This is a genomic window from Herminiimonas sp. CN, from assembly GCF_000622895.1.
Classification (GTDB): Bacteria; Pseudomonadota; Gammaproteobacteria; order Burkholderiales; family Burkholderiaceae_D; genus AVCC01.
In genome coordinates this window covers 1-5,308 of record NZ_AVCC01000131.1, presented here as the reverse complement: position 1 = coordinate 5,308, position 5,308 = coordinate 1, and the positions used below count along the sequence as shown (strand labels likewise).

The following is a 5,308-nucleotide window of genomic DNA, read 5'->3' as shown; positions in this document are numbered from 1 at the left end:
CGTCAAAGAATGGCTTCCAGTCCTGTTTTTCGATCTTGCGCGTTGTCATGATGTTGCTCCATGAAGTGAAATTGCCGCCGTCTCCATCCATCCGTGTGTGGAGCGGTCGCTAACTGACCTTGATCTGGACTTTACGGGTCGTGCTCGGCTCGGCCTTGGTCAGCTCGATCTTCAGCACGCCGTTGCGGTAAGCCGCATTGGCCTGGTCGGGCAGGATCCGCGCCGGCAGCGGAATGGTGCGGCTGAAGCTGCCGTAGGCGCATTGCAGCACGCGGTAGCGGCCGTCGCCGGCTTCCGATTCCGACTCCGATTCGAAGTGCTTCTCGCCCCGCACGATCAGGGTGTCGTCGCGCGCCTCGATGGCGAAATCGTCCTTCTCCATTCCCGGCACTTCCAGCCGGACCACGATCTTCTTGCTGTCCTCGAACACGTCGCCGGCCAGCAGCGCCCAGCCCGGCGGCGGCAGATTGAAGTCATTGCGGACTTCGGGCGCAGGGGATTTGGCGCCGGGGCGGAAACGGGTCAAGGCCCCGGCGGCCTGATGACGCAGCCGGCGCCAGCCTTCGGTGGCCGAATCCCATAACTCCTCCACATCCTGCTTTAATTCTTCCAGTATGCGCATGACAGCTCCATTGCAAATTGGCGCATTTTTTGCGCTCGATGTTCTAGGCCTCTGAACAGGATAGACCTGTGCCGCAGGCGCGGTTTTGTGGGAAATCAAATACTCAGGGGTTGGCGGAGAGCAGTGTGCGCAGCGTTTTCAGGTCACGGCTGTTGAGCACGTTGCCGCGCTCCAGCCAGCCGCGCCGGGCCTGCCCGATGCCGTATTCCAGATGGGCGAAGTCGCTGGTGCCGTGGGCGTCCGAATTGATGCTCACTAGCACGCCTTCCTCGCGCGCCATCTGGCACAGCGTATCGTCCAGATCGAGCCGCTCCGGCTGGGCGTTGAGTTCGAGCGCGATATGGCGGCTGTGCGCCCGGCGCATGATGCGCAGCATGTCGAGCTCGGACGGCTCCCGCAGGCCGAGCAGGCGGCCGGTCGGGTGCGCCAGGATGTTGACGTAGCGCTGGTCCAGCGCGCGCAGCAGGCGTTCGGTCTGGCGCTGGCGCGGCAGCTCCAGCTTGCTGTGGACGGCGGCAATCACCACATCCAGCTGCTGCAGCACCGAGTCCGGCAAGTCGAGCGTGCCGTCGTCGAGGATGTCGACCTCGATTCCCTTGAGCACGGTAATGCCGCTCGCCGTCGCATTGAAGCGGTCGATGGCGTCGATCTGGCGCAGCAGCTGCTGCGGGTCGAGGCCGTGCGCGACTGTCAGGTGGCGCGAATGGTCGGTGATGGCGATATACTCCAGCCCCTGCTCCCGGGCGGCGCGCGCCATATCTTCGATCGTGTTGCGGCCGTCCGAGGCTTTGGTGTGGACATGCAGGTCGCCGCGCAAGTCGGCCAGGGTGATGAGTTGCGGCAGGCGGCCGGCGCGCGCGGCTTGGATCTCGCCGCGGTCCTCGCGCAGCTCTGGCACGATGAAGGGCAGGCCGACCGCCGCAAACACCGACTCCTCGGTGGCGCCGGCGATGTGCTGCGCGCCGCGAAATACCCCGTATTCGTTGATCTTCAGGCCCAGCTCCTGGGCGATGCGGCGAATCGCGATGTTGTGCGCTTTCGATCCGGTGAAGTAATGCAGGGCGGCACCGTAGCTCTCGGCCGACACCAGCCGCAGATCCACCTGCAGGCCGTTGCGCAGCACCACGCTGCTGCGGGTTTCGCCCTGCGCCAGCACGGACTGCACTTCGTCATGGGCGATGAAGCGCGCCATCAGCGGGCTACCCGCAGCGGCTGTGACCAGGATATCCAGATCGCCGACCGTGTCCTTCAGGCGCCGGTAGCTGCCCGCCACCACCACTCGCTCCACTCCCGGCACCCGCTGCAGGTAAGCGACCAATGCCTCGGCATAGCGGGCTGCCAGCGGGCGCTGCATGCGCGCGGCCTGCCCGGCGTGCGCGGCCAGCGTGCCGAGCGCATCCAGGATGTGCTGCTCGGTCTTGAGGCCGAAGCCCGGCACATCGTGAATCTGGCCGGCATGGGCGGCAGCATCGAGCTGGGCCAGGGTGCTCACTCCCAGTGCGCGATTGAGCGCCTGCACCCGCTTCGGCCCCAGCCCCGGTACTTTCAGCAGCTCGGTGATGGCCGGCGGCATCTGCTTGCGCAGCGCATCGAGCAGCGCGCAGTGTCCGATGGTGGCGATTTCGCGGATTTTGGCGGAGAGGTCGGGGCCGATGCCGGGCAGCTTGGGCAGCGCCGAACCGGTGTCGATCAGGCTTGTCAGTTCGCGCCCGCAGCCGCCGACCGTGCGGGCCGCGTTGCGGTAGGCGCGGATCCGGAACGGATTGTCATCGCGGATCTCCAGCAGATCGGCGATCTCGTCGAAGATTGCCGCAATGTCTGCGTTGTGCAGCGGCATGTTGTCGGTCCTTGTGCAATATCCGTTGCCTGATGCCTGCCAGCACCCTGGTCGTTTGTACTTGAACAAGCCTGCGAATATTTATATTAGCCCCCCGAAGCAGTCCTGCCATTGTTGATGCGCCTCAACAGATCAATCGCCCCGCAAATTATTCTGAGTGCGAGCGGAACGTTACAGGAAAGCCGAAATACACTCAAAAGCGCTGTTGTTTCACGCAGAAGCCCGTTCCAAGATATGTGCCAGCCTCGATCCTGATCAATGCGGTTAAGGTGACGCTGGAAAGACCGTTCGGCCCGCCGGTCGTCATCAATTCCGGCGTCATCGGTGCCAGCCTTTTTCTGATCACCGACTGCATGGTGGTTGAACTGTCGCTTCCGGACAAGCCGGCGGGCGGGTTGTCCGATATGACTATGTAGTCTGTCCGTTCGGACGAAAGGCGGATATGGTTATTTTTTATCCTCGTTGCTCTTGGCCAGTTTGAAGGCGATCAGTTCAACGACTATGCCCGCAATGGCGAGCACAGCACCGATCCATACATTGTTCGGGGCAAGAAAAATCAGAATGCAGCCCAACACAACCAGACCGACTGAAAGCGCGCGCCGCAGCTGCGGATGTTGAGTCATATGCATTCCCCAGATTTTCCCGTGGAACATTTTCACGATGGATGGGATTCCTGAAATGGGCGCGGCGGCTACCGCGAGAACCGGAAAGCACATCTGATTGCATCATGAGCGCAGCGATTGAGAGCGAGTTGACCTGGCTCAAAACGACGTGATCGACCACCCATATTATTTGTATGGAGTGATGTACAGAATAAGCGCGTGTTGTGTTTTGTGATTATTTTGGCTGGCTAACGCCGCAGTTTGTGGCTGTTAGCATTTGTACTCCGCAACAATGATGGGGTTAAGCGCCGCTAACATCATGGTTTTTATCCGCTAACATCATGGTTTTTATTCATTCGGCGGCATCGCACGCTTCGAAACATTTCGCAACATCGACGATTTTTTCAAGAGTCTCGCATCTGGGCGGATGTGTCGGAAACCGATCAGGCCCATCTGATGAAAGCGGATATCCCGAGCGTGAAGAAAGTTGACATCAGGGGCGCTAGAGATGGTAGCCAGGTTTTGATCCAGCGCATGGGGGCAATCATGGGAGAGAAGATGAATGCCGGCGAAATCTGCAATCGCACGGTGGTCTTTGCATACAAGTACATGAGCGTGAGCGAAGCTGCTCGTCTCATGCTTGAGCAGCATGTCGGCAGTCTGGTCGTGATCGAGGAGACCGAGCGCGGCCGGGTCGTCATCGGCATGTTGACCGATCGCGACATTGCCGTTGCTGTGGTGGCACACGACTTCGATGCACAAGCTTTGAGCGTTGCTGACGTCATGAGCAAAAATCTCATTACGGCCCGCATTGAAGATTCGGTATATGACTTGTTGCATTTGATGCGCGGCCATGGTGTACGCCGTATTCCGGTAATAACGGAATACGGCGTATTGATCGGCATCGTGACATTGGACGATCTGTTGGAGATCGTGACGGAACAATTGCGCGGGTTGGTGCTGGCGATCGAAAGCGAACGCAAGCGGGAAACACGTGTACGCGAATGACCAAGCGAAGGAGGAATTCTGATGAGTACGCAATTCGACCATGTTTCCATCATAAAAAAAGCGAATATATATTTCGACGGGAAATGCATTTCCTACAACATTGTCTTTCCGGATCACAGCAGAAAGACGATCGGCGTCATCCTGCCATCAGTAGTCGGGTTCGATACCGATGCACCGGAAATAATGGAAATCATTGCGGGAAAATGCCGCGTACGCATAGGCGAAGCAGGCGATTGGAATACCTGCGAGGATGGCCAGCGCTTTCAGGTGCCAGGCAATTCTCATTTTGACCTTGAAGTGCTGGAGCCAGTGCAGTATGTCTGTCATTTTGTAAGGAACTGACACCCCCACCGCAAATCCTTTTCACCTGGTTATTTTATTGCAACAGGTTTGAAAACCAGCACCGCCACCTTGCTGTGCACCAGCACCTTTTGCGTCTCGCTTCCCAGTAGCTGCGCAGTGTCCACCCTCCAGCCGTGCGAAGCCATGAAAATGAGATCGCAGCGCTCCCGCTCTGCCGTCTGCACGATCGCCAGGTAGGGATCCTCTGCCCTCAGCAATCGGCAGTTGCACGGAATGCCCTCCGCTAACGCGCTATTGGCGACAAATGCCAAGTACTCATCCGCGAGCTTTTCAAACAATGCCTGCCGCCGCTTGACATAGTGCATGTCATGGTGAACCCATGCCTCCAGCAGATCCTGCCGCTGCCGCGGTATGACATGGATGCCGGTCACTGTGGCACCGGTATTTTTCGCAAACAGCACGCCGCTGCGCACCGCCTGTCTGGATAGTGCCGAGCCATCGGTCGGCAGCAAGATGTGCTTGTACATGGATGTCTATCCTTTGATGCAGATTCTTGGCTCAAGCCGCGCCACTTTGCGGGCAAGTTCCGCTGCGTGAGCAGCGTCCACGACCTCGGTGATGTCTTTGTAGGCATCCGGCGCTTCTTCGGCCACGCCGCGTTTTGAAGGGCTGCGTACCAGGATTCTCCGTGCTTCCAGTTGCTGTGCTATTTGCAGGCCGTCCCAGCGCCGGAGCGCCCCATGCCGGCTCATGCTGCGGCCAGCCGTGGCATGCCGATCCGAACGAAAGCGACATGCCCTGCTTGGTTCCGGCCAGCACATAGGAAGCGGTACCCATGCTGCCGCCGAACAGTACCGGTTGCCCATACGGACGCAAAGGCGCCGGTATCGACGGGTGGCCGGGACCGAATGCACGGGTGGCGCCTTTGCGATGCAC

At 59.5% G+C, this 5,308-nt stretch carries 7 protein-coding genes and 1 pseudogene; 3 read left to right on the top strand and 5 right to left on the bottom strand.

Features of this window, described 5'->3' with window-relative positions:
• Positions 1-109: 109 nt before the first annotated feature.
• Positions 110-622, bottom strand: a complete 513-nt coding sequence (locus HMCN_RS0116935; RefSeq protein WP_025918495.1) for an Hsp20/alpha crystallin family protein — start codon at positions 620-622, stop codon at positions 110-112.
• 103 nt (positions 623-725) lie between these two features.
• Entirely contained in the window at positions 726-2,459 is a 1,734-nt protein-coding gene (gene polX / locus HMCN_RS0116930) for a DNA polymerase/3'-5' exonuclease PolX (RefSeq protein ID WP_025918494.1), read from the bottom strand.
• Positions 2,460-2,695: 236 nt separating this feature from the next.
• On the opposite strand from polX, the gene HMCN_RS0116925 reads away from it, so the two are divergent.
• Entirely contained in the window at positions 2,696-2,875 is a 180-nt protein-coding gene (locus tag HMCN_RS0116925) for a hypothetical protein (protein WP_025918493.1), read from the top strand.
• A 30-nt stretch (positions 2,876-2,905) separates the two neighbouring features.
• Here the strand turns inward: HMCN_RS0116925 and HMCN_RS18065 are convergent, their stop codons facing one another.
• Positions 2,906-3,118 carry a hypothetical protein gene (locus HMCN_RS18065; protein WP_155837618.1) on the bottom strand — a complete coding sequence of 71 codons (213 nt, stop codon included), beginning with the start codon at positions 3,116-3,118 and terminating at the stop codon, positions 2,906-2,908.
• 399 nt (positions 3,119-3,517) lie between these two features.
• On the opposite strand from HMCN_RS18065, the gene HMCN_RS0116915 reads away from it, so the two are divergent.
• Positions 3,518-4,069 carry a CBS domain-containing protein gene (locus tag HMCN_RS0116915; protein ID WP_238552227.1) on the top strand — a complete coding sequence of 184 codons (552 nt, stop codon included), beginning with the start codon at positions 3,518-3,520 and terminating at the stop codon, positions 4,067-4,069.
• A gap of 15 nt (positions 4,070-4,084) precedes the next feature.
• The gene (locus HMCN_RS18060) at positions 4,085-4,411 is read left to right on the top strand and encodes a pyrimidine/purine nucleoside phosphorylase (protein ID WP_193366428.1); all 327 of its coding nucleotides are present in this window, start codon (positions 4,085-4,087) and stop codon (positions 4,409-4,411) included.
• Between the two features lie 29 nt (positions 4,412-4,440).
• Here the strand turns inward: HMCN_RS18060 and HMCN_RS0116905 are convergent, their stop codons facing one another.
• Together HMCN_RS0116905 and HMCN_RS18940 are read right to left on the bottom strand one after the other, a co-directional pair.
• The gene (locus HMCN_RS0116905; RefSeq protein ID WP_025918489.1) at positions 4,441-4,899 is read right to left on the bottom strand and encodes a universal stress protein; all 459 of its coding nucleotides are present in this window, start codon (positions 4,897-4,899) and stop codon (positions 4,441-4,443) included.
• A gap of 6 nt (positions 4,900-4,905) precedes the next feature.
• Positions 4,906-5,308, bottom strand: a pseudogene (locus HMCN_RS18940) (RtcB family protein).

Coding starts and splice junctions, on each gene's coding strand:
- HMCN_RS0116915 (WP_238552227.1), top strand. CDS start 3,518: ATGAAAGCGGATATCCCGAGCGTGAAGAAAGTTGACATCAGGGGCGCT.
- HMCN_RS0116935 (WP_025918495.1), bottom strand. CDS start 622: ATGCGCATACTGGAAGAATTAAAGCAGGATGTGGAGGAGTTATGGGAT.
- HMCN_RS0116905 (WP_025918489.1), bottom strand. CDS start 4,899: ATGTACAAGCACATCTTGCTGCCGACCGATGGCTCGGCACTATCCAGA.
- polX (WP_025918494.1), bottom strand. CDS start 2,459: ATGCCGCTGCACAACGCAGACATTGCGGCAATCTTCGACGAGATCGCC.